The following is a 25,284-nucleotide window of genomic DNA, read 5'->3' on the forward strand; positions in this document are numbered from 1 at the left end:
TCCGCAGAATTGCACTAAAATTACATTAAAAATCGATCCTATATAATATATTGAACAATGAAGTGGCCTGTTTTTTTGCTTCGATCCTATTATTTTTCACATTGTACGCATGTTCATAATACTCTTTGGTGCGACTCGCGTTTAACCATTTCACAGCAAATTCATGCGATCGGTTTGTTCTGTTCATCCGATAGCTTATCGCGTAATTAGCAAGCAACATCGGTGCGAACTGCCGAGCATAAGCATTCGTTTCGTCGTATTGGATTTCTTTGTCCACATGATGGAGTGAAGCCGATTCATCAACGGGTGTATATCGATTACCACCTTGATAGGTTAGCTTTAAATTGACACTCAGCAGATTTCTCTTTTGAACACCCAACATCCATTCTTTACCGACTAATCCATTCACAACAAAACGCCTGTTATATTTGGTATTGAACCACACACCATTCCCTCCCCTATATTTGGAGTCGAACACGGAGGCCGTCAGCATATAATAATATCCTTTGGTGAGGTATTTCTCCAACGTTACATCTAATCCATAATTCCGTCCTTTTCCTTCATTCACCAAGGCATCTTCGACATAGAACAAACTGCGGTTAAGTACCGAGTAAGAGCTATCTGCTATAACCGGTAGATCGAATAGATGCTGAAAGTACGGTTCAACTTTAAGGTTCATATTGTCCGCTATTTTATACTGATAGGACAAGGTTAAGTGATGTGTTTTTGTGAAATCAAGGTCCTTGTTCAGCTGCTCTCCCGTATGTTTATCCTGGACATAGTACACATCCATCTTTTCCATTCGGCTGTGTAAACCGTAAGCCAGTGCCAACGTGTTTTTTGGCGATGATTGCCATCTCACCGAAACGCGGGGTTCTACTGTCCATTGACCATTTAAGCTAAGAACCTGACTGTTTACGCCTAAAGTAGCGGACACGCTATTGCTTAACGTAAACAAGGAACTACTGTATGCAGAGATCAGATTGGTATTGCCTTTTCCTTTCGAAATGGTTTCTAGATTTTCACCTATAAAAGGCGATAGTCCTAAGTTCATTGTGTAGTCCATATGTGTCAGCGTGACTCCACTTTTATTGGTGTGCGTTGCGCTGTACTTTTTATCGAATGCCGTTGTCAAGATCAGGTTGAGGTATCGATTATCCAAATCGAGGTACGGCGTCGTCGTATTGGCGTCTTTGTAGTAATTTTCCTGTGCTTTATTCTTCGTGTAAACAGAAGCCATCGTGCTTTGTAGAACCCCACCATTCTTAAAATTATACCGATGACTAATGCCGGCGGTTCCTGAAGTTTGTTTCATTTCCGAAAATTTACTATCATCGATATACTTCCATTTTTCCGGATCTTCTTCTTGGGTTAAAAACTTATCAACCAACCCTGTTCCCCAAATAGAAAATGTATTTCCTTTTTTACTCGGGAAGTTCAGTTTGAAATTCAAGTCCTGATAATCCAGCAGTTGATCTTTGGTCTGGCCAGCACTCATTTTATTCATCAATCCGGTGGTCGAATAGCGATAATTAAAAAGATAAGAAGCATCACAATTCTTACGGAGTGGGCCTTCGGAAGCGAAGTCTAACCCCAATAGCCCCATTTGAAAGGTATGTTCGAAATGGCGATTATTTCCATTGCGCATCTTCATATCAAACACACCGGATACGGCATTACTATATTCGGCAGGAAAAGCGCCGGTATAGAAGTCGGATTTACCTAAAACATTGGCACTTAAAGCGGATAAAACACCTCCACCTAAGGTGGCTATATCGGCAAAGTGATTTGGATTGGGTATTTCCACGCCTTCCAATCGCCACTGGAGCAGGCTGGGTGCATTGCCATGAACCGACAAACCGTTGTTTCCGACGCTCGGGGATATACCGGCAAAGGAGCTCAACAAACGGGCCGGATCATCCATCCCTCCCGCGTACCGACTTGCTTCCTCCACGCGTAAGGATCGTCCGCCCGTTAACGCCATTTTATTAGAGACTTGTTCTTTGCTGCTAACGGAAACGACAGTCACATCTTTTATCGCCAATTCACTGGGATCCATGGTTACTTCTAGAAATACCTCCTTCGTAGAGCTTAATAAAATTTCTTGAACAATTGTGGGTTTATAACCGACGGATGAGACCTGAATACTGTACCGACCGACCGGTATATTTTGTAGTATAAAATGTCCCTGAAGATCTGTTTGTCCGCCGATACTGGGATGCTCCACCACCTTCAAAGACACAAATGATATAGGTTCTGCCGATACGCGATCTGTTACAACACCTCTAATGTTCTGCGTTACCTGTGCCTGACTGTAGGCTAACGGCGCCCCCCATAGCAGGAGCAGAATTATCGACATTCGGTTCTTGCATGCACGCATAAGGTTATATAGTGCGTGGAATAGATGTCGGACTCCTTTCTTTTTGGATAACTGCTCACTGAGGACCTTCTCTAGCGCGTCCAACACTTTCTCGCAATCGGAAATAGATACTTCTGATAGGGCTGCTATCTTTTCGACCGTTTCTTGATTCTTCATTTCGTTTTTATCTAATTGATAAGACAAAACTAGAGCGTGACGAAACATGCCACAGAAAGATGAGACAGAATATCCCCTTTCTGCGACAGAAACTGCTTTTTAGTCTAACTATACCTGTAGAATATCGTCGTTTCGGACGGGGCTGACTGCTACAAGAAGATTATGTTTACTCCTTCTTTTCCAATCTTCTGTCTGGTATGATCCATATCATGGCTACGATATAATAGAACACCAACGCTAAATACGGGTAGTAAAAGGAGCTTATTATACCGATCAAATACAGGATAATGGAGGCTTTCTCTTTGATGCTGTTACCTATCGCTAATGAGAATTCAGACCCTTTTCCTTCTTGTTTTTTTATACGGTAAGACAAGTTTGCATAGGCGATTGCGACCATGATGAGTAAGATTCCATAAAACAGGGTTGTTCGTTCAACGAAATGGTGCTCCCCCATCCAAGCGGTTCCAAAAGGGATCAACGATAAACAGAATAGAAAAAAGAGGTTACTCCATAGTATGCCACCATTGACTTTATGTAGGTAATGCAGCATGTGATGGTGGTTGTTCCAGTAGAGTCCGACATACAAAAAACTGAGGACATAACTGATAAATTTAGGGTGAAGACTGTAAAGAGCTTTCCAATCGGTAGACTCTGGCACCTTCAGTTCGAGGACCATGATGGTGATGATTACTGCGATCACGCCATCACTAAAAGCTTCCATTCTAGCGGTATTCATATGCATTAGTTTAATTGACAGTTGTTCAATATGTAATTATTTGCAACAGTGGGTATTTCCTAGAATGAAAAGCAGTGCTGTTGACAGGAATAAAAATAGAACTATTTTCGGGTAAAGAATAGCCTGTTTGATTTTTTTCTCTTACACGCATAAGTTACTACGAATAAGTAGGTTAAAATAAATATTCCCCTATATGTGAATTATGTTATTTTTAATTATTTTAGAGCAAGATTAACCAAATGAAAAGAAACTTACTAATTACCTTGTTATTGCTGTCAACTCTTGCTTGTTATGCGCAGCGACTAATACATGACCCCAGTATCCCGATACAGAAGTTCCGCATTATCATTGAACAATTACGTGGAGGGACCGTCTCTGAGAACCTAACAGATTTAACGTATATTCCATTAGGTGGAACCAAAAACGATGTTATAGACTATATCGCTAGTTCTGTTTTTACCAAAGAACGAATCGCTATTGTGAATAATGAAAATGGTCATTTGTTTCTCTATGATGAAAAAGGAAACCTCATAAAAAGAATATCAAAAATAGATGGTTATAAACCAAAAGATAAAAGAGTTTTCTACGGTGTGCAAAGAGAAGGTAATAAGCTGATTCTTTTCGGTGAACTGCTGAAGGCGACACTTGACTTTGACGGAAATATTTTGGAAAAAGATATCGATTACAAATATAAGACGGAACGGCCGATCGTAACATTGGGAGAAACGACCTATACCTATGGTCGGACCGAAGTTAAAAAAGATTCCTTCCCAGAATTTGCACTAAAGATGAACGATCAGATTTTAGTACGCTATGATACACGGGATACGGTTAGCAATATCTTTTCTCAAGGAACACCACTGGTTAAGATTTCGGACACAAAAGCCTTTGCCATTTTTCCAACGACCTATAATTTTTTCGAATTGTCGCCCGATGGAATATCAAAAATCCATCAGTTTCTATTTCCACTAAAGAATACGATAGATACGTCAAATTTCCAAGTGTACAAAAGTGGGCAAAAGCTTTTCGAGTATTTAAATAAGAATCAAGAAAAAGTTTACGGCGTAGGGCAACCTCTTCTTTACAAAAACTACCTTATCCTGCAAATTGGAAGCCTGAAGTTAGCAGCTTGGGTTGCCTACGATATAAATCGTGGAGAAATTATAAGTTTAAATAAAATTCTGCCCGATGTGTCAAATGATTTCTTGGAATTCCTGGATAGAAACACGCTGACAACAGACGGTGAATATCTATATAGCATCATCTATCCTAATGCTATTCCGCGAGCCAAGGATAAATCCAGAAATGAAGGACACAGCATGCGGAATGAGTATGCTAAATTAGAAAAATCCTTAAACCCCATCCTTGTACGCTTCAAGCTCAATTAATTGATGAATATAAAATCTATTTTTCTCGTCCTAATCTCTTTAGGGTTGTGCTTACATGCAATTTCACAGACCAAGATTACAGGTACACTCATCGATTCGACATACAACCGTGTACTGGAGTCCGCAACCGTATCGGTATATGAACAAGGAAAGAAGGCGGTTGATAAAGTTACACTAACCGATCGCTATGGCAAGTTTGAAATCCTAGGTTCCGCCTCCGGAAAGCCCCTGATTTTGGAACTGTCGCTCCTGGGCTACGATAAGCTACGCATTGATTTTCAACTAACGGCTAACGAGAAGAAAGATTTCGGGAAGTTCAATATGAAGCAGTCTGTCAACGAAATTGAAGCCATTGAGATGGTACCACCGGTACGTATGAATGGAGATACTATAGAGTTTAATGCAGATGCCTTTGAACTAGACTCCAACGCTGTGGTGGAGGATCTACTAAATAAGCTTCCCGGTATTGTTGTCTGGGGTGATGGAGCGGTAACCTATAACGGTCGGCCAGTGCCCACGATATTGGTGAATGGGAAACCATTCTTCGGTGCAGATATGGCCATCGCCTTACAGAATATAGATAAGAAAGCAGTGAATAAACTTCAGGTATACGATAAGAGAAGCCGGGAAGATAAAGAGAACGATCCTGAAGGCAAAAAACTGGAAATGAATGTCGTGCTAAAAGAGGGAAAAGAAAATATGATTTTCGGAAATATTGGTGGAGGGTACGGTACGGATGAGCGTTATCAATCCTCCATGAATATAAATAAGTCACACAAGAAAGCACAAACCACCGTTGCTTATTCCGGCAGCAACATTAATAAAGATCTCGCTAATATCGATCAGCTCCTAAAGAATACGACGTTTAAAGGAATTGGTATTAATGCGGACTTTGCTCCAGACTTTTTACGGCAAGGTATTTTAGAACAACATGTTGTTGGGGGTCGGTATCAATATGATTTTAAAGGTTCCGCAACACCCAATAACCAACATATTGCTACCGGAAATATTACGGCGCGCTGGAATAGAAATAACAATGAAAATGAATCGAGTACGATCTTGCTAAACCCAGAAAGTGCAGATCGCAATTCGCGGTCTTACTCTTCCACGAGTGAGCAGGACTGGCGTGTCCAAAATGGAAGTTTCAACTATCAGCATACAGATTTCACCTATAATCAAGGAAAGCGGAATAGTATGTATTCAGGAAACGTATGGATGGAAAATTCAAAAAACGATAACCGCAATAGTAGTCTGACAACATATAATTACCTCAATAACCAATCTTCTAATAATCTTAACAATACGGATGAAACCTGGCGAAAGGGATTAAACTTCAATGGTAGCATCCAACTGGAGGCCAAACCAAACTATATGATCAATGGCAAGAGCCAACTCTCTTTTATGGATCATATGCGTGTTCATCTTCAAGTCGATGGTAATTTCAATAATGAGCGTGCCGATTCTTATAAGTTAGGCGATTATGTAAACTTTACCGATTCGTCCCTGGACAAAAAGTCGGAAAGGAGATATAATAATGAACAGTCAAACCAGTATTTTAACGGCAATCTTTTGATTCGACATAAAACGTTTGGAATAAGAAATCGGATTAATTTCAATACCAGGGAAGAAAACAGTTTGGTCAATGATTTAGTAGGTACTACCCTGTTGCAAAACAACAGTCTCTCCCATGATTCGAGATTTAGACAGACACAATATGAGCCTAGCTTAGAGTTTTACAAAACGTTAAAAAATAAATATTTAAACGGCCGCTACTATTATAATCTGAATCTTGAAACATCCATCGGTACACGCTTCTTCCGCAACAAAAATATCTCTACACTGGATTACCGTAACTTAGCGCAACGATTTAACAGTGTTTTAGGTTCGCTGGCTCTTAACTATAGCTATAGTAAAATGGGCAAATTTTATTCTTCACATAATCTGCGATACAACTACAATGAAGAATATGCCAACCTACAGCAATTGCGTCCTATTTATGATGACATCAATCCTGGTTACCGGTTCTATGGCGCTATTAACCCAATTAAGGCAACAGGTGTTCATTACATCAGTTATAATGGATACTACAACCAAGAGCGTCAGCATGCTTTATCTTTAAATTATAATATTGGTTATCGCCTTTATAAAAATGGATTAACGGACAGTTTGGTATACGCGGAGAATGAACAACAAAATTATACCGTTCAGGTTCCTAACGACATGTATGTCCTCACTTTCACGACCTATCTATCGAAGCCTTTCTTTATAAAAAAAGGTCAGACGCTTACGCTTAATATGTCAGTTAATGGCAATTGGGGCAACAAGTATCAGTTTGTGGATGGACATATGCAAGAGATGATAAATCGTCGTATTGGCAGTAATATGAGCACCTACTATACCATTCTGAATAAATTTCAGGTAGGCTGGAAAAATGACCTGAACTTTTATAAGCGTCATGATAAATTGGCTACCGATGCCAAAAACGACTATTCCTCCTCTACATGGAATTCGGGGCTAGCTATGGCCTACCAGGTAACTAAACGTTGGACCGTAAATACCAGCGTGGACAATCGATCTAATTTTTCTAAATTTCAGGATAATCATGCTGTTATTTGGAATGCCAATACGACTTATAGAATGCTTAAAGGCAATAATCTGGAGTTGAAGTTCGAAGCGTTAGATTTATTACGTCAAAATAAAGGATTCTACTTTAATGATGGGGTAACAGAGTTTACTACGGGGTATCGAAACATCTTGACACAGTACTACATGATTAGCTTGAGCTATATGCCGCGTAAATTTGGGAAATAAGTATAAATTATAGTAAAGAAAAATTTATCATATAAACATACTTAATATGAGACAAAAAGATTTACATATAATCTTTGGATTGCACAGCAAGAATCTATTAATGCAAAGTGAACAAATTGACCCTGAGCGATCCGAGATATTAGTATTGCATGACTCCCTTTCCTTAGGTCCATTATACGATCTCTATGATAAAAAATCTAGCGAATATAGAAACCTATGGTGGGATAAAATAGGAGCAACAAAACTGAAAGAGGATGAGGTTAATTACATACTTGATGAAACAAATAACGTAAAAAATGCAATTGATAAAAGTGACAATTATGATAATATCTACTTATGGCTTGGCCATAATACTGATGAAATAATTCTTACTGCCAGAATACTTCACTACCTTAAGGAAGTAGCTATTCCAGTCTTCAAGTTAAATCTTACTAAGACAATTTTCACAAATGACAAGGGCATGGAAACCGAATTTCATTCTATTCAAATGATGAAGGCAGAGCATGTTCAAGGAGTATCAAAATACTTTGAAGAGCTAAACATCAATGATAAAACTTATTACGCTTCACTTTGGGAACAAATTGGTAAGGAACAATCATTTGTCCGTATTTTTGGCAAATCAATGAACTATGTATCTGGAGATGAAACCTTTTTGGATCAATTTTTAATAAACAATTGCAAGGAAACAGTACAAACATCTTCATATGTTGTGGCTTACACCCTTTTTGAGCTTTGGAATCATTATGGTTTTGGCTGTGGTATAGGTGATCTTTTTCTCTATTATAGATTGAGACAATTAGGAAAAATGGGTAAAATTGAAATTCAATACGCACAGGAAGGTACCGACAGAAGAGAAACAATATTTGATGTAAAATACAGGTAGACCTACCCCTTTGAAGAAAGAGAACTAATTTGATGGTTTCCGTTTTAGTCTTTCTGTATGGAATAAATGGAGATGTAAACCTTGTCATAAAAGTCATTTACTTTTCCGTTGAAAAGCAAAATATACAATAACCGCGCTAATAGACATTAAAATAGATGCCAGAAAAAAGGGGGCTCCTGAAAATTCAAAGGGCGCTTTATCGTGCGTAAAATAATAGAATATGTTTGTCATAACCGGAGGACCAATAATAGAGGTAGCACTCACTATACTTGCTAAGGCTCCCTGAAGTTCCCCTTGTTTATTTGAAGGAATATTTTTACTGATTATGGATTGCAGTGCCGGTCCGCAGATTCCGCCTAAAGAATACGGGATCAGGAAAACAAACATCATCCAACCTTGATTAGTGAATGCAAATAGCATTAATCCCAGGGCATAGAATAACAAGCCGAAATATACACTTTTCTGTTCTCCCAATTTTGGGGTTGTCCATCGTATTAGAACTCCCTGCACTAATCCAATCAATAATCCAAGTAGACCAAGTGATAAACCTACGGTTCGTTCTGTCCAATTAAATTTATACATGGTAAAGAAATGCCAGTTGCTCTGCACAGCATGAAGAGCGACATAGACCAAAATTAAAGCAACAACAAGGTTTGATATCTTTGATTGTTTTCTCAGAAAGATAAATGTTCCGATAGGGTTTGCACGTTTCCAATTGAATGCCCGACGTTTGTCTTTTGCCAAACTTTCTGGTAGTATAAATAGTCCGTAAAGAAAATTCACCATACATAATACAGCAGCAACGTAGAAAGGAACCCGGGCTCCATATTGTCCTAGCAAACCACCCATTACCGGACCAATAATAAAGCCCAATCCAAAAGCAGCACCAATTAAGCCGAAATTTTTAGTTCTATCTTCGTCCGTGGATATGTCAGCTATATATGCACTGGCTGTTGAAATACTTGCTCCAGTAAGCCCTGCAATGACTCTTCCGAAAAACAACCAACCGATAGAAGGTGCAAGTGCTAATAGTATATAGTCAATAGCAAATCCAAAAAGAGAGATTAAAATAATAGGCCGTCGTCCATATTTATCGCTTAGATTACCTATTATAGGTGCACATATAAACTGCGTAATTGCATAAGCGAAACCGAGCCAACCTCCATATTTTGCCGCTTCACTAAGGTCACTATGAATAAGTTCTCCAATGAGCTTAGGAACGACAGGAAGTATAATTCCCCAACCTGTTATATCGATCAACAACGTGATAAATATAAATCCAATAGCTGCCTTTTTACCTGTTTTTTTCATGCTGTAAAATTAAACAGCGATAAAAACAAGGGGTTGACAATTTGATGGTGTTTACGTACAATTTGAAAGCTGCTAATCCGCAGCAATCTGTAAATACTTAAGATACATAAACGTATTACATTATTATTCGTTTCTATACGTTTTTGGCGACACTCCTGCTATTCTTCTAAAATATCTGCTAAAGACACTTGTTTCTTCAAAATGAAGCGCATTACTAATTTCCTTAATCGAAAAATTAGAAGATTTCAATAATGTTTTAGCATGCAGAATGGTGATATGATCAATCCACTGTAATGCAGATTTTCCAGTTTTCTGTTTTAGGAAAGTAGAAAGATATTGTGGTGTTAAATGTAGCTTTTCAGCATAAAATGCAACACTTCTTTGTTGGTTAGCATGCTTTGAAATTAGCAGATAGAAATCGTCTATGATTTCATGTGTACGGTTTTTCACGAAGCTTTTGCTATTCGGTAAATTAGAATATACTTCAGAAATCATACTAATTAAAACCATAACAAGATGCTTTAGCATTTGGGTCTTATTAGGACTTGGTTTTTTATGATAGAAATTTTGTATAAGGGTTAATAGTTCATTCTGGAGCTTGATGTCTTCGAGTTGAAGTCTGATAATGGGCTGCCATCTAATTTGATTATTCATTACAAACTCACGTAGAATGGGAAATTCTGTAATAAAATCTAACGAAAGACCAATAGTTACTATTTCGGCATCTTCACTCAATGACTTTGTATCAATCATTAATTGTGGTTGTAAAATAGCGATATCACCGGCATTTATTTCATACTCTAAAAAGTGGATTTGGGATTTCATGGATCCTTTTACCATGAAGCCTAGTAATAAACCTTCAAATAGGCGACTATGCGTTGTATATTTCTTCTTGGGGTCATTTTGTTGACTCAGAACAATTATCCCTTCCGTCTTTTTCGAAGGATCAAGATTATACAATTCATAGACGTTATCTAAAGTTATAAATAGAGCCATGTACAAATATCAAAAAATAATATTTTATAACTCACTTTAAAATTTTTGAACCTGAGCCTTCACGAATCGAACCCTTGGGTTCTCATCCCATGGGATTAAAACAAAAAAAGCAACTCTTGTCAAGTTGCTTTTTTGTGATCCCGCTGGGAGTGGCTCAGCCCCACAGCCCCCAACACAAACCCTGAGCCTTCACGAATCGAACCCTTGGGTTCTCATCCCACGGGATTAAAACAAAAAAAAAGCAACTCTTGTGAAGTTGCTTTTTTGTGATCCCGCTGGGATTCGAACCCAGGACCCATACATTAAAAGTGTATTGCTCTACCAGCTGAGCTACGGAATCTTTACTCTTTCTTTTTTCGAAGTATCCTTCGTTGTTTGGAGTGATGCAAAGGTAGGTAAATCCTTTTAAAATGCAAACCCTAGCGTACTTTTTTTTGAAGTTTATTGCGAATAACCTCTGTTATAGGGAATTATTTTTCGATTGATTAACGACATAATATGTGTCCCTCCCAATATTAGACGTCGAGAGGGACACATTTGTTTTAAAAATGATACTTTTTAAGGTATATGTACGTAAAAGCACCACACATTAGTAGCCTGTGTTTTGTTTTAATTTCGGATTTTTATTGATTTCATCATTTGGAATAGGAAACAAGGTGCGACTTTGTGCGTTCGCATGTGGTGCATGATTGAACCAAGACTTCGTCTGAAAGACACCAAAACGAATAATATCTTGGCGTCGATGTGCCTCCGCCGTAAATTCCCAGCCAAGTTCATCCAAGAAGCGTCCATACTTAATATCCTGTCCCCCATTTGTGCCCGCAACACTACCATCTTTGTTCTGTAATCCATAATTGTATTTACTTCCCGCAAGAAGGTCCGCGCCCGAAACCGTAGCTTTTGTCGGATTCGCCCTGAAGGCACGTTCACGCACTTGGCTCACTAAAACTGCGGCATCACCTTCACGCCCTGTACGAAGCAAGGCTTCCGCTTTCATCAATAGCACATCGGCATACCTAAACATCGGATAATCGTTATCCAAATTGTTAGTCGCTCCTTTCTTTATCTCATACTTACCAATACGATACCCCGCATTAGAAGCAGCGATGGTGCCGTCTCCACCAATCCCTGGAACAGCTTTTTCGTACGTTATCACAAGTTCCCCTGTTGTGGCATGGTACTGTGGTCCCTGAATCCAACTGTCGTAGAGTCTTTGGTCTTCCTTGTCGTAGCTATCGATAAACTGTGGTACAGCGCAATTACCGCCCCAAGGACCAGCAGCCATATTATACACCAATCGACTAAGTGGATCTAGGGTCTTCATATGTATTTGGCTCCCCTGTCCATACACTTCGTCGTAGGGAACAGAAAAGATGATCTCAGGTGAATTTTGATTCGTTGGAGAAAAGACACTCTTGTATTCTGTATCCAAGCGATATTTATTTGCATTGATAATATCATCTGTCAGACCAATCACCTTATCCCACGACGATACACCGACGTAAACTTCAGAATTTAAATAAACTTTTGCCAGCAGCGCACGGGCTGCCCATACATTCATACGACCGTACATACTGCCTACTTCATTCGATAAAAGCGGGATAACGGTTGTCAACTCATTCACAACGAAATCATACACTTCCTTACGCGTTTTTTGTTCTGGAAGACTAACGTCACGGTAGTCCGTAACAATAGGGACATTGCCATGGTTATCCAACAGCAGGTAATAGGCTAATGCACGAGCGGCACGCAGCTCTGCAATTGCCGATTTACCCACGCTTTCCGGAAGCGGTAAAGTACCGTCTTCAATCTGCATAATGACCCGATTCGCCTTCGTTATACTGGAATATGCTTGCTGCCAGGTATTGTAAGGCTGCCACTGTATAGTGGTCCAGGTATGCTGGTGCATCCGTCGATATGTCCCGGCATCGTCCCAACCATTCGGGCGTACAGGCGTGATAATATGATCCGCCGATTCTTCTTGTAAGTCAAAATACCCTTGCCAGCCAAACATCAGGTTTCTAAAGGACGCATAAACCGGTGCTAAAATTGTCGGCAAATCACGCTCTTGTGGTTGATATTCCTTCTCGAGCACTTCCGAGAATACTTCTTCGGAAAGATCCGTACAGGAGTTAAAAGATAGCAGCCCAAATCCTACAAGCGCTGTCATCCATATATATTTATTATTTCTAGACATAATTTCAAGATTAAAATGTAACGTTCAGACCTGCCGTAAATGTCCGTGTCGTCGGGTAACGATCCCGGTGTTCAATACCTGGTGCAAAAGTGAAATCCCCCGAGTAGCTTGTCGCCTCCGGATCCAGTCCTTTATACCCTGTAATGGTCATCAGGTTCAATCCGGAAACATATAAACGCAAACGATTTATGCCCTTTATCGCCTGCGGTTTAAAACTATAGCCTAAGGTCACATTATCCAATTTCACAAAGTCAGCATCCTCAATATAGTGCGAGACATACACCAAGTCATTATTCAACGTTTTACCATAAACAGGGTCATAAGCCGTCTTTAGTGCATTGTAAGCTTTATTGATTGGGTTTTCATAATACATGCGGGTCATATTCAGAACTTGGTGCCCAAAAGCCCCCCGTAGGGTGAAACTAAAGTCAATATTCTTATAGTTAAAGCTGTTATTCCAACCCAAGTTAAAGTCCGGGATACCATTTCCATAATACTGACGATCATCCGGTGTCGCATCCGCCATGGTTACCGCTTCTCCGGTCTTACTTTCTACCAGCCACTTTCCATTATCATCAACACCAACGGTCTTCCAAACATAAAAGTCACCAATGGAACGTCCTACCTCCACCCTGTGTGTCGCAATCTGAATAGGCTCCCCTGTATATCCTGCTTCAAAGAAAGGTACCGTTACATTAAATGCATCGTTCGAAAGATTAATCAGCTTATTTTTGTTTGTAGAAAAGGTAAGTCCTGTCTTCCATTTGAAATTTTCTTTCCGCACGGCATCGACATTGATCAAGACCTCCACACCACTGTTACTCATTTCTCCGGCATTCAACATCATGCTCGAATACAAATAAGGTGGTGAAGGAACGCTGAACTGATACAAAAGGTCTTTTATACGACGGGAGTAATAATCTACCGAACCATAAACACGATTATTAAGCATACTAAAGTCTAACCCGACATTATATTCATGCTTCTTTTCCCATTTCAGATCGGGGTTGAAATTTCGTACCGGTACAAATCCAGGAACCCATTTACCATTGATATATGCGCCCTGGCCACGGTCAAAATTATAACTCGTTTGCGACATATACGAAGAAGAAGCAATCGTTCCTGTTACCCCAAATCCGGCACGTAACTTCAATTGATTAATGGCTTTGACCTCTTCCATAAAAGGTTCCTTCGCCATATCCCAACCTAGTGAAATAGCTGGAAAATTTCCCCACTTATTGTTCTCTCCAAATGTTGAGGATCCCTCTCTACGAATACTCGCCATCGCCATATACCGCTCCTTATAGCTATACGTCGCGCGCGCAAAGAAACCCGCTAGTTTCCATTGACTCTTTCCACTGGTCATCGACGCCATTCCGCGTTGAAGCGCCATCCCTGACTCTAATTTATTATAACTGTAATTATCCGTTGGGAAGTCAAAATTGTAAGCATAGAAGTTCTCTGCTGTATTATCCTGCCAACTATAACCACCTAAAACACCGAGTTTATGAAGACCAAACGTCTTATTGTAATTTGCCGTTAGCTCCATCAGGTTTTCAACCATCGCCGATGTACTCCGCGAGGCTGTTCCATTCAGGTTATTTTTTGTTGTATTCACATGATCAAAGGAGGTCGAGTTTCCGTATAGATCGTTCTGCTGTACACGTGATAACAACATCTTTAAACTCAAGTCCTGAATCGGTCGATACTCCAAGGATCCATTCATTCGGGTTTCGCGAAAAATACGATCATTTACCGTCTCGTGGATCATACCTAAGGGATTATCGTACATATACGCATTATTCTCTTGCCATTTTCCTTGATCGTTAAATACACGATCTGTAGGGTTCCGGATAATCGCTTGGCGCCACATATAATCCGACGAACCACCCTGCTTAGCTGTGGTACTCCGATTAATAACCTGCATATTGGTGCGAAGCTTCCCATCAAACATTTCGTGGTTTAGATCCGCACGTATATTGAGACGTTCCTGTCCACTTTTCAATAATACACCTTCCCAGTCTCTATAATTGACCGAGCCCGTAAAGTTTGTTCGTGCATTACCACCAAAAAGGGTCACATTGTGGTTATGACTGAATGGGTTCTGGGTGACTTCATCAATCCAATTCGTTGAGCTTCCTAAATCGGTATATTTTACGCCCTCCCCAATCAGCCGCTTATAGTCATCCGCTGTCATCATATCCGGTTTACGGAATAACGTCTGTAGGTTGGCGTAGTTGTTATACTCGATAGAAGTACGATTATCGTTGGATCTATTCTTACGCGTGGTGATCAAGATCACACCGCTTGTTGCGCGTGTACCATAGATCGCCGCAGCCGAACCATCTTTCAAGACATCTATTGATTCTATATCTTCCGGTGCCACCGTATTCAGGCTTCCTGGGATTCCGTCGATAATAACCAATGGATCTTGTGAACCATTAATAGAATTTAAGCCCCGAAGGTTAATTTGCGAAGACGAATTGGGATCTCCATTCGGAGTTGTAATCCGTAACCCGGCTACTTTACCTTGAATGAGCTGACCCGCATCTTTTACAGCACCTTGTGTAAAATCCTCTGCTTTTACACTTGCAATTGCGCTAGTCACCTCGCCCTTCTTTTGGGTACCGTAACCGACGACGACGACTTCATCAATGGCTTCCGAAAAAACGGATAAGTTAATGGTTAAGGATGACTCTGTTGTCAGTACGATCGTTTTGGAGGCGTAGCCAACAGCTGTGACCAATAAACTGGCTCCCTTTTGGTAGCTCAGAGAAAAGGATCCATCGTTTTCTGATGATTGTTTCTGATTTGTGCCTTGGAGCTGTAACGTTGCTCCCGGAATGCCCTCCCCAAGTGGGTTGAGCACCTTTCCTTTCAATAGAATACGCTCCTGTGCATACAGGCCCGTCATTAAAAGACAGGTTAGCAATAGGTACGAAATAATTTTTTTCATGCTTGGTTTAAATCTGGTAATTTATAACAACTAAGTTATTTTTTATTAAATGTTATAATAACACTTATTTTAACAAACCTTTACCAATTCTTAACCATTTATTCACCGTGGAGACATCAAAAAAAAGAGGCCTTACGTATATCGCAAGACCTCTTGACTTCAAACTAAACTAAAAATGTATCCGGTTATTTAAACCCTAATCGCATAAAATTTATTCTTATGGTATAGCGTTCCAGGCAGGGGGATTAACCTCTAAGAGATTTTTAACAAAGAAATCGCGACGCTTTTTTTCACCATAATCTCCACCGGAGGAGTGCCCCATTCCAGGAACCATAATAAGCTCATGTTCTTTATTTGCTTTTATCAACGCGTTGGTGAGCTGGTAGGTCGATGCTGGGTCGACATTGTCATCTAATTCACCAACAATAAGCATCAGCTTACCTTGCAATTTATCGGCGTTATCAATATTGGAACAAGCTGCATACTCGGGACCAATCGGCCACCCCATCCACTGTTCATTCCACCAAATTTTATCCATCCGGTTATCGTGGCATCCGCACGATGAGACACCTACTTTATAAAACTCTGGGTGAAATAATAGAGCCGCTGTCGAACTTTGACCTCCTGCTGATGTACCATAAATACCAACTTTCTCTAAATCCATATACGGATATTTCTTGGCTGCATCTTTCATCCACAGGATACGATCGGGAAAGCCGGCGTCTTTCAGATTTTTCCAACATACATCCTGAAAGGCCTTCGAACGATTAGATGTTCCCATTCCATCGATTTGTACAACGATAAAACCAAGCTCTGCCAACTCTTGCATCCCACTCGGGTTTGGAATAAATGTTTTCGGAACAAAAGAGCTGTGTGGTCCGGCGTAGATATATTCAATTACAGGGTATTTCTTCTGCGGATCGAAGTTCGTCGGACGAATAATTATACCCCAAATATCGGATTTACCATCACGTGCCTTTGCAGTAAACACTTCGGGGGCTTTCCAGCCCGTAGCTTTCAACGCTTGATCATCGGCTTTTTCTAAATCTATAATTACCTTTCCAGAGCGGTCTCTCAACACCGTAGTCGGTGCCTCGTCGATCCGTGAATAGGTATCTACAAAATAGCTATGATCGTTGTTAAAATATGCGGTATGATTACCATTCTCCCGTGTTAATTCGCGTAGATTTTGACCATCAAAACCAATACTATAGTACTGAATAAAATAAGGGTCTTGGTCTTTATTTTTGCCGCTTCCTTCAAAAATAATTTCTTTACGTGTTTCATCCACATGAACCACTTTACGAACAACCCACTCTCCTTTTGTGATCTGATTTATAACAGCTCCTGTTGTTCCATCGTAACGGTACAGGTGATTCCATCCATCGCGCTCCGAAGCCCAGATTATCTCTTTGCCATCTTGCAGATCTTCGCGGTACCGCTTTCCGCTATAATCAATAAAGGTTTTATTGGTCTCATTAATCAAATAACGGCTACGCCCCTGTGTCGCATCGAGCTCCACAACAGCATATTGCTGATGCCCCCGCTTGTTATATTCAAAAGTTAACGCTCGGCTATCTTTTCGCCACTCGAGGCGTCCAATGGAAAACTGGTTTTCGATCAGCCATGTAGGACAAGCAAATAACTGATTGCTTTCCAGGTTATAGATAACCGGATAATATTGTGACAAAGCATCTCCTGGTTTTGGATAATCCCGTGTTTGTAATTTCGGCTGTAATTGATCTCCTGGAGAAGATTCCAGCAAAGTCAAGATCCGCACTTCTGCTTTACGAACTTTACTGGCAGCAATTTTTTTTCCATCTGGCGACCACTGGATATGCGCCGCATAATACTCCCCCGGACTACCGTCAAAAGTGAGTTGTCGTTCGGCTTTTAAATTTCCTTTTGGCGCTACATAAAGATTACTGTTTTTGATAAAAGCCACGCGAGACTTATCGGGTGATTCTACCGGCTCTCCTTTGCTATCATCATAACGCTGTCCCCAATATCCACCTCGACGGTTATCCCGGGCTCCTTCTTTTTTTGTTATTTTTTTAGTAGATCGATCCCATGACCATACCGATCCCTCAGCCTCCAATTCGACAGTGGATCGGTCAATTACTTTGATACGGTCGCCCCCAATACTACGTGGGTCAATATCTTTTTTTAAATCGCTCTTCAAGGCCTCAACGACCTCCGTCACTTGGAACAATTCCGATTTTGTCTTGCTTTTTGTATCCACCAAAACAAACTCTTTTCCATGTACTGTATTCTTTTCGTACCACAACAAATCTCCCGACTCGTTCCATTTAATTTGCGAAGGTGCATGGTATACCTTATTACTAATTAATCCACGCAAATCCTTTGCTCGCTTATAGTCATCAACGGTTCCCTGTGCGAAACCCTGTGCCACAGAAAGGGCTAAACACAATAGGATATTAAATCTTGTTCTAAACATTCTTTTTAACTTTACTATTCACAAAATAAAAAATCGGCACCCCAGCCAACGTGATGAGAATCCCCGGCACGGTATAATCTGGCTTATAGATTAACATAAGTACAATAAACGCGATTCCCATCAGGATATAGATAATAGGTAGATAGGGATACCCAAAAGCTTTATAGGGACGCTCCAAATCCGGACGCGTATAGCGCAGACGGATAACACCGGCTACTGCCAGGACATAAAACACCACTACCACGCACGTAATCATATCCAATAGATCACCATATTTACCACTTAAGCACCACATACAGGCGATGACGCACTGTAGCCATAGTCCATAGGCGGGAACAGCATTTTTATTGAGGTTGCCCACTTTCTTAAAGAACAAGCCATCTTGCGCCATCGAGTAATAAACACGCGCACCAGCGAGAATAATACCGTTATTACAACCAAAAGTACTGACCATAATCATCACGGCTATAATCGTAATCCCAAACGGCCCAAAAATCTCCTGCGCCGCGCTCATGGCTACGCGGTCTTTAGCGGCACTTGCCATCTGCGGTAGGTCAAGAATAGCGGTATACATCAAATTGGTTAACAGATAAATTACCGTTACAATGGTCGTCCCCAGTGCCAGACTAAGTCCTATATTCCGTTTCGGATTTTTAATCTCCCCGGCTACTGAAGAGGATGAATGCCACGAATCACTACTGAATAAAGCGCCCACCATCGCCGCCGAAATGGCACCAAAAGCACCAAAGGTACTGTAGGATTCATAGGTTCCGTCTACATTCAACCGCCGCAGGCTCCACATATCCTCAGCATTCCAATTGACATGCCATATTTCATGCTTAAAAGCTAAGAAACCAAATAATATCAACAGAAGTAAGCTTGCTATTTTGATCAATGTTAATGTTGTCTGTACGAGCTTACCGCTATTGATACCACGGGAATTAATGAAGGTCAATAAGGTAATAACCGCTATAGCCACGACCTGTGCGGAAGAAATTTGATAATCCCCCAAGGTGAGCAAGTAGACATCTTCATCAAGGGAAGGAAATAAATATGCTGTAAATTTAGCAAATGCCACACCCACCGCCGCAATGGTTGCTGTTTGAATGACGGCAAAAAAGGTCCAGCCAAACACGAAACTAACCAGCGGGTTATACGCTTCGCGAAGATATACATACTGTCCACCGGCTTTGGGGAACATGGCACTTAATTCACCATAGGTCAAAGCGGCGGTCAATGTCATAAAACCACAGATGACCCAAATCAACATCATCCAACCGGCAGATCCTGTATGCCTCGAGATATCCGCCGATACGATAAAAATTCCGGAACCAATCATACTTCCAGCAACCAACATGGTTGCATCAAGTAGGCTCATCGATTTTTGAAAAGACTGTTTCGGTTGCTCCATCGCTCTGCTTATTTAAAATCGTAAAATTTCCATACGGTCTCATGATCGGGCGATAGGTTCTGATTGGTCAGAATAGCACGAAGCATTTCCATCGGCATATAGTTCTCCTTGATTACCCGATCATGAAACGCTTTGTACGTTAACTTACCGGTATCGACTAACTCATGTTTAATCTGCATCAACTGCAACCCTCCAACCAAATAGGCCAATTGATAAAGTGGACTATAACTTCCTTCAAAAGAACGTTTCACTTCACCATGTGCATTTGCCTTTTCAAAACCAACGCGGTCCACTAAATAATCGATGCACTGCTGGGGCGTCCATTCCCCTAAGTGGAACTTAATACTAAAGGTAATACGGGCACAACGGTGCATACGCCAAAAAAGCATACCGATACGCTCTTCTGGCGTGTGGGCAAACCCTTTGTCGTACATTAACAGCTCCCAATATAATGTCCATCCTTCGGTCCAAAAAGGGGTATTAAAGGCCCGCTCCCGGTAAGGCTTATGCCGACGATTCATAAAATACTGTAAATGATGCCCCGGATTGAGCTCATGTTGCACGGTGCCTCGCGAGAAATACGGGTTATTTCCACGCATACTCATCAGCTTCTGCTCCTGCGTCATCTCTCCTGTTGGATAAGAAATACTAATCTCCCGTCCCCCCGTAAAGAAAGGGTTCACCAATTGCCGTTCAGGCGTCATCATAATCATGCCCCAGGTTTCATCAGCAAGTTCGGGGATATCCATCAAATCGTTTTTACGAATAAACTCCTGCGCGTCGTTATACAACTTCAAAATCAACTCCGGCTGCTTACCCTCCGGCACATAACTGTTTTTCACCTTCTCTTGTGCAGCCTTCCAATCTTTTCCAAAACCCATTTCCTGGGAGGCCTTGAGCAATTCAGCCTCACACCAAGCAAATTCCTTATCGGCAAGCCGCAATAGATCATCTGCCGTATAGGCAATCATCTCTTCTTTTAACTGCTTATTCAGTTCGTCTCGCCCAATAGGCGCTCCTCCAATTTGACTCCCGTCGTCAAACACTTTCCAGTCGCTCTTACTCGTGAGCAGCTCACTATAGGCATCCAACTGTCCTAAAAGTTCCTTATGTGGAGCAGGGCCCCACCAGGTAAACATGGGGTCATAACCGTTGTAAAAATCAAACGAACTGTTTAAGCGTAATTTTAAACTGTGCAGCACGTCCTTCAAAAAATCGACGTCCTTATACGATATAGTTGCCACCGAAGATACCTGCTGAATCGCGCCCTTTACTTCTTTCGCGGCGGTTGTCATAGATTTAGCCAGCTGCTCTCCCTCTATCGTCGTTCCGCGTCTGCGAAGTTTTTCAAAATCATATATTTTTGACGCAAACGGAAGGTACGATGACAACCGTTGATACGTCTCCTGTTGTGCTGTCAGGCGTTCAATATCTTGCTTCACCTTCCGTTTTAGCAACACAAAATCTACTTGCCCATTACTATCCAACGCCTTATATGGAAAGGCTTGTAGCTTTTCCAAATAGAGCCGATCCAACGTAAGCAACCGTTGCACTTGTTCCGGTGATTCTGCTGCGCTCTGATTTCCCCATCCTTTCGGCATTGGCCCATAAAAATAGTTAATAGCCTGTACGTCATGACTGTATTGGACGATTAGAGGTTCAATGGGGGTTGTGTGCTGATATAAATTAAGGTTTAGGTTTGGGTTTGGGGCTTGGTTTAGGTCTTGGTTTTGCTTGCTGTTTTGCTTTTGTGCCATCACAGTATGTTGAGCGAACAGCAATGCTAAGCAGATTGCTGTCTTTTTGGTTAAGGAACGTGGGTTTATCATAATTTTGGGTTTATCGTCTGTTAATCAAATCGATCGGGGCGAAAGTTGGAAATATCAGTTTCTGTAGGTCTTCCGGAAAGGATATCGGCTACTGCTTTCCCAAATGCAGGGCCCAGGCTCAACCCCATCATTCCACCACCGCCAGCTAGGCTCACATTCGATATTTTTCCGACACGCCCCAGGTAAGGAAGACCATCTGGCGGACAAGGTCGGTAACCAAACCAAATTTTATCTTCCGGATAGGCAACTTGAATATCGGGCATGTATTTAGGAATTGATTCGACGATTCCCTGTACTCGATTTCTATAGATGGTATCATTGGCAGAACCAAGCTCCATGGTTCCACTAAAGCGGATATGTCCATTCATAGGCGTCACGGCAACACGTGCCTCTAACAATAATGCAGCATGTTTCAAGGTGGTTCCTTCTGCCGGATTATACATAAAGGAGTATCCTTTTCCGGGCATTAAAGGTGTTTTTAAACCAAGCTTTGCTGTTAATTGAGGTAAATAAGCACCCGTCGCTATAATAACCTCGTCCCCCGAAAAGCTTCCTTTATCGGTTATCACTTCGCGTACTTTACTACCTTCCTTCACAAAACGTAATACATCGACATGCTCATGAAATGTTACGCCACCTGATTTTAGGTAGTTAATAAGTTGACGCATCAGCTTCGGTGGATATAACTTTCCATCACACTTGTAGAAAGCTGCACCAAGGACATCCAATTTCAGGTTCGGCTCCAAGGCTTGCACTTCCGCCGCATCCAGAATGGATACATCAAGCTGCAGATCCTGCGCACGCTTCGCCAGCTCCACTTCCTCGTGTTGAACCTCCTTGCTCTTGTACAGCATGATAATACCATTCTGCTCCAGTTCAAAGTCAAAATCAGGTTGATTTGAAAGAGCATCATAAAGCTTACTGCTATAAAGGTTTAAGTCCCGAATCGCGACAGCTTGTTTTTCGACATGCTGTTTATTCGCATATTTCATGAACTTCATTCCCCAGTCCAATAGGTTCCAACTGAGGTTAGGTCGTACATAAAAGGGGCTCTTGCGGTCGAACATCCACTTGATGCCCTGTGATACCATGCCAGGAGCCGCTAATGGAGTAAAATGACTGGGCACAATCATTCCTGCATTGCCGTAGGAACAATTATCGTCCAGGTTACCTTTTTCGAGAATGGTCACTTTCCAACCATCCTGCAACAAATAAAAAGCGGAGGATAGCCCAGCTATCCCTGCTCCAATAATCAATACTGTACCTTTATCTTGGCTCACTGTCTTGTTTTCGTCTATATTTTTACATCACTTGGAATCCCTCTTTGTAGGGATCATCGTCATCAATAATGATCGTATTGTATCCTGTAATTCGTGCCCATCCTTCTATAGAAGGAACAATGGCTGGTTTATTTGCTACGGTCACTGTCTCCTCTATCTTTCCGATAAATTGTGAACCGATATAGCTCTCATGTACAAACTCTTGTCCAGGCTTAAGCTTCCCCTTCGCATACCACTGTGCCATACGTGCCGATGTTCCGGTACCACAAGGTGAGCGATCCAATGCATTTTCGCCCACTAAAACAGCGTTCCTTCCCGAAGAATTAGCCTTCGTAGGCTTTCCTGTCCATTGAACATGCGTTAAACCATGGATATGTGCATTCTCTGGATGAATAAATTCATATTTTTCATTGAGTAGGGTACGAATCAATTTTCCATAATGAATCAGTTGACTTGCTGTAAAAACGCTGATATCTTCAAAATTCTCTTGTGGATCTATAATACCGTAAAAATTCCCACCATAAGCTACATCCACCCTTATTTCACCCAGATCCGGACAGTCTACAACCAGATCCTCACTGTGTAAAAAAGAACGTACATTGGTAAGTTTTACCGTATCGACTTTAGCACCCGTTTGTTTGTAATCAATCAAGACCAAGCCCGCCGGCGTTTCCAGACGAAGTTTTCCGGGCACTTTAGGAATCACTAAGCCTTCCTCGATTGCAATAGTTACGGTACCAATTGTACCGTGTCCACACATCGGTAAACAACCGCTAGTTTCAATGTAAAGCACGCCGATATCGTTCGCACTATCCGCTGGCGGATACAACATACTACCACTCATCATATCATGTCCTCGCGGTTCAAACATCAGTCCTTTTCGAATCCAGTCGTATTCCGCCATAAAGTGTAAACGCCGTTCCATCATGGTATTTCCATGGAGCAACGGCGTACCACCAGTCACCAGTCTAACCGGACAACCACAGGTATGTGAGTCTATACAAAAAAAAGTCTTCTTCATTTTTATTCGTTACTTAATCGATTCGGTATTGCCCATCTACAATGCGTGCGATCTGGAGCGGGTTTTCCTCTTGTAGTTCTGCTGGTAGAAAGGTATTTGGCCAATTCTGAAAACTGACAGGACGCAAAAATCGCTTCACCGCATCGGGACCTACGGAAGTAAACCGTGCATCAGTCGTTGCTGGAAAAGGGCCTCCATGGTGCATACCATATACCACTTCCACACCAGTCGGCATACCATTAAACAGTAACCGCCCACACTTCTCTTGTGCCCGCATAAAAAAGTTCTTATGTTCCGCAACATCAGTGTCTGTTGCTGCAAACGTAATGGTAAGCTGTCCGGATAAGCGATCCAGAATGTGATACATTTCGGCTGCATCTGCACACTCCACCAAAAGTCCGGTTGGACCAAAAACTTCTTCAGAAAGATGTTCGTTCGTTAAAAAAGCTTTTCCTGTGGTCACAAATACCGCTGCTTGTGCAAGAGTGGCAGTTCCCACCTGTCCGGTTGCCAATAGAGACACCTCGGGCTGTCCTGTTAGTTTATGCTTCCCATGATCGTAGGCTTTCTGAATACCTTCATGAAGCATTTTTGCTTCACTTATATTGTTTATTTCTGCACTAACCGCTAATTTAAAAGCCTGGAAGGCCTCTCCCGACACGGCTAAAAAAACACCCGGGTTTGTACAAAACTGTCCTACACCTAATGTGAGTGAGCCAATATATTGAGCCGCCAACGTTTGTGGATTCGCCGCTAAATATTCTGGAAAAGCAAAAACTGGATTGACGCTTCCCATTTCAGAAAAAACAGGAATAGGTTCCGCCCGCTTGGCGCCCAAGTCAAACAATGCCTTTCCTCCCTGAAAAGACCCCGTGAAGGCAACGGCTTTGATTGCCGGGTGGAGCACTAAAGCTTCTCCTATAGCATGGGAACTACCTTGAACATAGGTAAAGACAGATTCTGGAGCACCGTATGAGGCCAACCCTTTAGCGATAGCCTGCGCCATTAGCTGCGATGTGCGCGGGTGTGCGGGATGTTCTTTAAAAACGACAGAACAGCCAGCGCCAATCGCACTTGCCGTATCTCCTCCTGCCGTAGAAAAAGCAAAAGGGAAATTGCTTGCACCAAAAACGGCTACAGGCCCTATCCCTTTATTATATTTTCGAATATCGGCTTTGCCTTCACCCGCTTTATCGATACGTGCTTCTGCATAAATACCGGTACGTATGGCATTGGCGTAGCTCCGCCACTGCCCCACCGTTCTCCCCTTTTCGCCCTGCAGGCGTGCCAAAGGGAGCGCTGACTCTTCATGTGCCGTTTGAATCAGCGTCTCATCAAGTGCTTCAACCGCATCGGCAATAGCGTGCATTAATGCTGCACGCTCTGCCAATGATAGTTGTTGTAAATATTGATACCCAGCCTCTGACTGCTGGACTATAGTATTAATTTGTTCATGAACCATCTGTGTAGG

General features: G+C 41.6%; 15 protein-coding genes and 1 tRNA gene. 3 read left to right on the forward strand and 13 right to left on the reverse strand.

What is annotated here, in order from left to right; translation table 11 throughout:
* Window positions 1-25: 25 nt before the first annotated feature.
* The gene (locus tag E2P86_RS12410; protein WP_134433386.1) at window positions 26-2,536 is read right to left on the reverse strand and encodes a carboxypeptidase-like regulatory domain-containing protein; all 2,511 of its coding nucleotides are present in this window, start codon (window positions 2,534-2,536) and stop codon (window positions 26-28) included.
* Window positions 2,537-2,702: 166 nt separating this feature from the next.
* Entirely contained in the window at window positions 2,703-3,272 is a 570-nt protein-coding gene (locus E2P86_RS12415) for a TMEM175 family protein (protein WP_134433388.1), read from the reverse strand.
* Between the two features lie 239 nt (window positions 3,273-3,511).
* Between E2P86_RS12415 and E2P86_RS12420 the strand changes: the two genes are divergently transcribed.
* The 3 genes from E2P86_RS12420 to E2P86_RS12430 are packed head-to-tail and all read left to right on the forward strand — an operon-like array spanning window position 3,512 to window position 8,354.
* A complete protein-coding gene (locus tag E2P86_RS12420) occupies window positions 3,512-4,660 on the forward strand; it encodes a 6-bladed beta-propeller (protein WP_134433390.1) in 1,149 nt (382 codons plus the stop codon).
* Between the two features lie 3 nt (window positions 4,661-4,663).
* Complete coding sequence (locus E2P86_RS12425) at window positions 4,664-7,471, forward strand: hypothetical protein (RefSeq protein ID WP_134433392.1); 2,808 nt, start codon at window positions 4,664-4,666, stop codon at window positions 7,469-7,471.
* Window positions 7,472-7,517: 46 nt separating this feature from the next.
* Window positions 7,518-8,354, forward strand: coding sequence for a DUF1835 domain-containing protein (locus E2P86_RS12430; protein ID WP_134433394.1), 837 nt, complete (start codon window positions 7,518-7,520; stop codon window positions 8,352-8,354).
* A 93-nt stretch (window positions 8,355-8,447) separates the two neighbouring features.
* Here the strand turns inward: E2P86_RS12430 and E2P86_RS12435 are convergent, their stop codons facing one another.
* The 11 genes from E2P86_RS12435 to E2P86_RS12485 all read right to left on the reverse strand — a co-directional run bounded on the left by E2P86_RS12435 (window position 8,448) and on the right by E2P86_RS12485 (window position 25,275).
* On the reverse strand, window positions 8,448-9,665 hold the full coding sequence (locus E2P86_RS12435) for a TCR/Tet family MFS transporter (protein ID WP_134433396.1): 1,218 nt from the start codon (window positions 9,663-9,665) through the stop codon (window positions 8,448-8,450).
* A gap of 123 nt (window positions 9,666-9,788) precedes the next feature.
* A complete protein-coding gene (locus E2P86_RS12440; RefSeq protein ID WP_134433398.1) occupies window positions 9,789-10,661 on the reverse strand; it encodes a helix-turn-helix domain-containing protein in 873 nt (290 codons plus the stop codon).
* 267 nt (window positions 10,662-10,928) lie between these two features.
* Window positions 10,929-11,001, reverse strand: a tRNA-Lys gene (locus E2P86_RS12445).
* Window positions 11,002-11,250: 249 nt separating this feature from the next.
* Window positions 11,251-12,858: a RagB/SusD family nutrient uptake outer membrane protein gene (locus E2P86_RS12450; RefSeq protein ID WP_206367968.1), complete on the reverse strand. Its 1,608-nt coding sequence runs from the start codon at window positions 12,856-12,858 to the stop codon at window positions 11,251-11,253.
* A gap of 10 nt (window positions 12,859-12,868) precedes the next feature.
* Window positions 12,869-15,814, reverse strand: coding sequence for a SusC/RagA family TonB-linked outer membrane protein (locus E2P86_RS12455; protein ID WP_134433400.1), 2,946 nt, complete (start codon window positions 15,812-15,814; stop codon window positions 12,869-12,871).
* 217 nt (window positions 15,815-16,031) lie between these two features.
* On the reverse strand, window positions 16,032-18,272 hold the full coding sequence (locus tag E2P86_RS12460) for a S9 family peptidase (protein ID WP_085471334.1): 2,241 nt from the start codon (window positions 18,270-18,272) through the stop codon (window positions 16,032-16,034).
* Window positions 18,265-19,683 (reverse strand): APC family permease, encoded by a 1,419-nt coding sequence (locus E2P86_RS12465; protein ID WP_085471333.1) that lies wholly within the window; start codon window positions 19,681-19,683, stop codon window positions 18,265-18,267. Before E2P86_RS12465 ends, E2P86_RS12460 begins: the two co-directional genes overlap by 8 nt.
* A gap of 8 nt (window positions 19,684-19,691) precedes the next feature.
* Entirely contained in the window at window positions 19,692-21,512 is a 1,821-nt protein-coding gene (locus E2P86_RS12470) for a DUF885 family protein (RefSeq protein WP_200811729.1), read from the reverse strand.
* Between the two features lie 20 nt (window positions 21,513-21,532).
* Complete coding sequence (locus E2P86_RS12475; RefSeq protein WP_134433402.1) at window positions 21,533-22,792, reverse strand: NAD(P)/FAD-dependent oxidoreductase; 1,260 nt, start codon at window positions 22,790-22,792, stop codon at window positions 21,533-21,535.
* A 22-nt stretch (window positions 22,793-22,814) separates the two neighbouring features.
* Window positions 22,815-23,813 carry a 4-hydroxyproline epimerase gene (locus E2P86_RS12480; protein ID WP_134433404.1) on the reverse strand — a complete coding sequence of 333 codons (999 nt, stop codon included), beginning with the start codon at window positions 23,811-23,813 and terminating at the stop codon, window positions 22,815-22,817.
* A 13-nt stretch (window positions 23,814-23,826) separates the two neighbouring features.
* Complete coding sequence (locus E2P86_RS12485) at window positions 23,827-25,275, reverse strand: aldehyde dehydrogenase (NADP(+)) (protein ID WP_085471330.1); 1,449 nt, start codon at window positions 25,273-25,275, stop codon at window positions 23,827-23,829.
* Window positions 25,276-25,284: the final 9 nt, after the last annotated feature.

Source organism: Sphingobacterium psychroaquaticum (assembly GCF_004421025.1).
Taxonomy (GTDB): Bacteria; Bacteroidota; Bacteroidia; order Sphingobacteriales; family Sphingobacteriaceae; genus Sphingobacterium; species Sphingobacterium psychroaquaticum.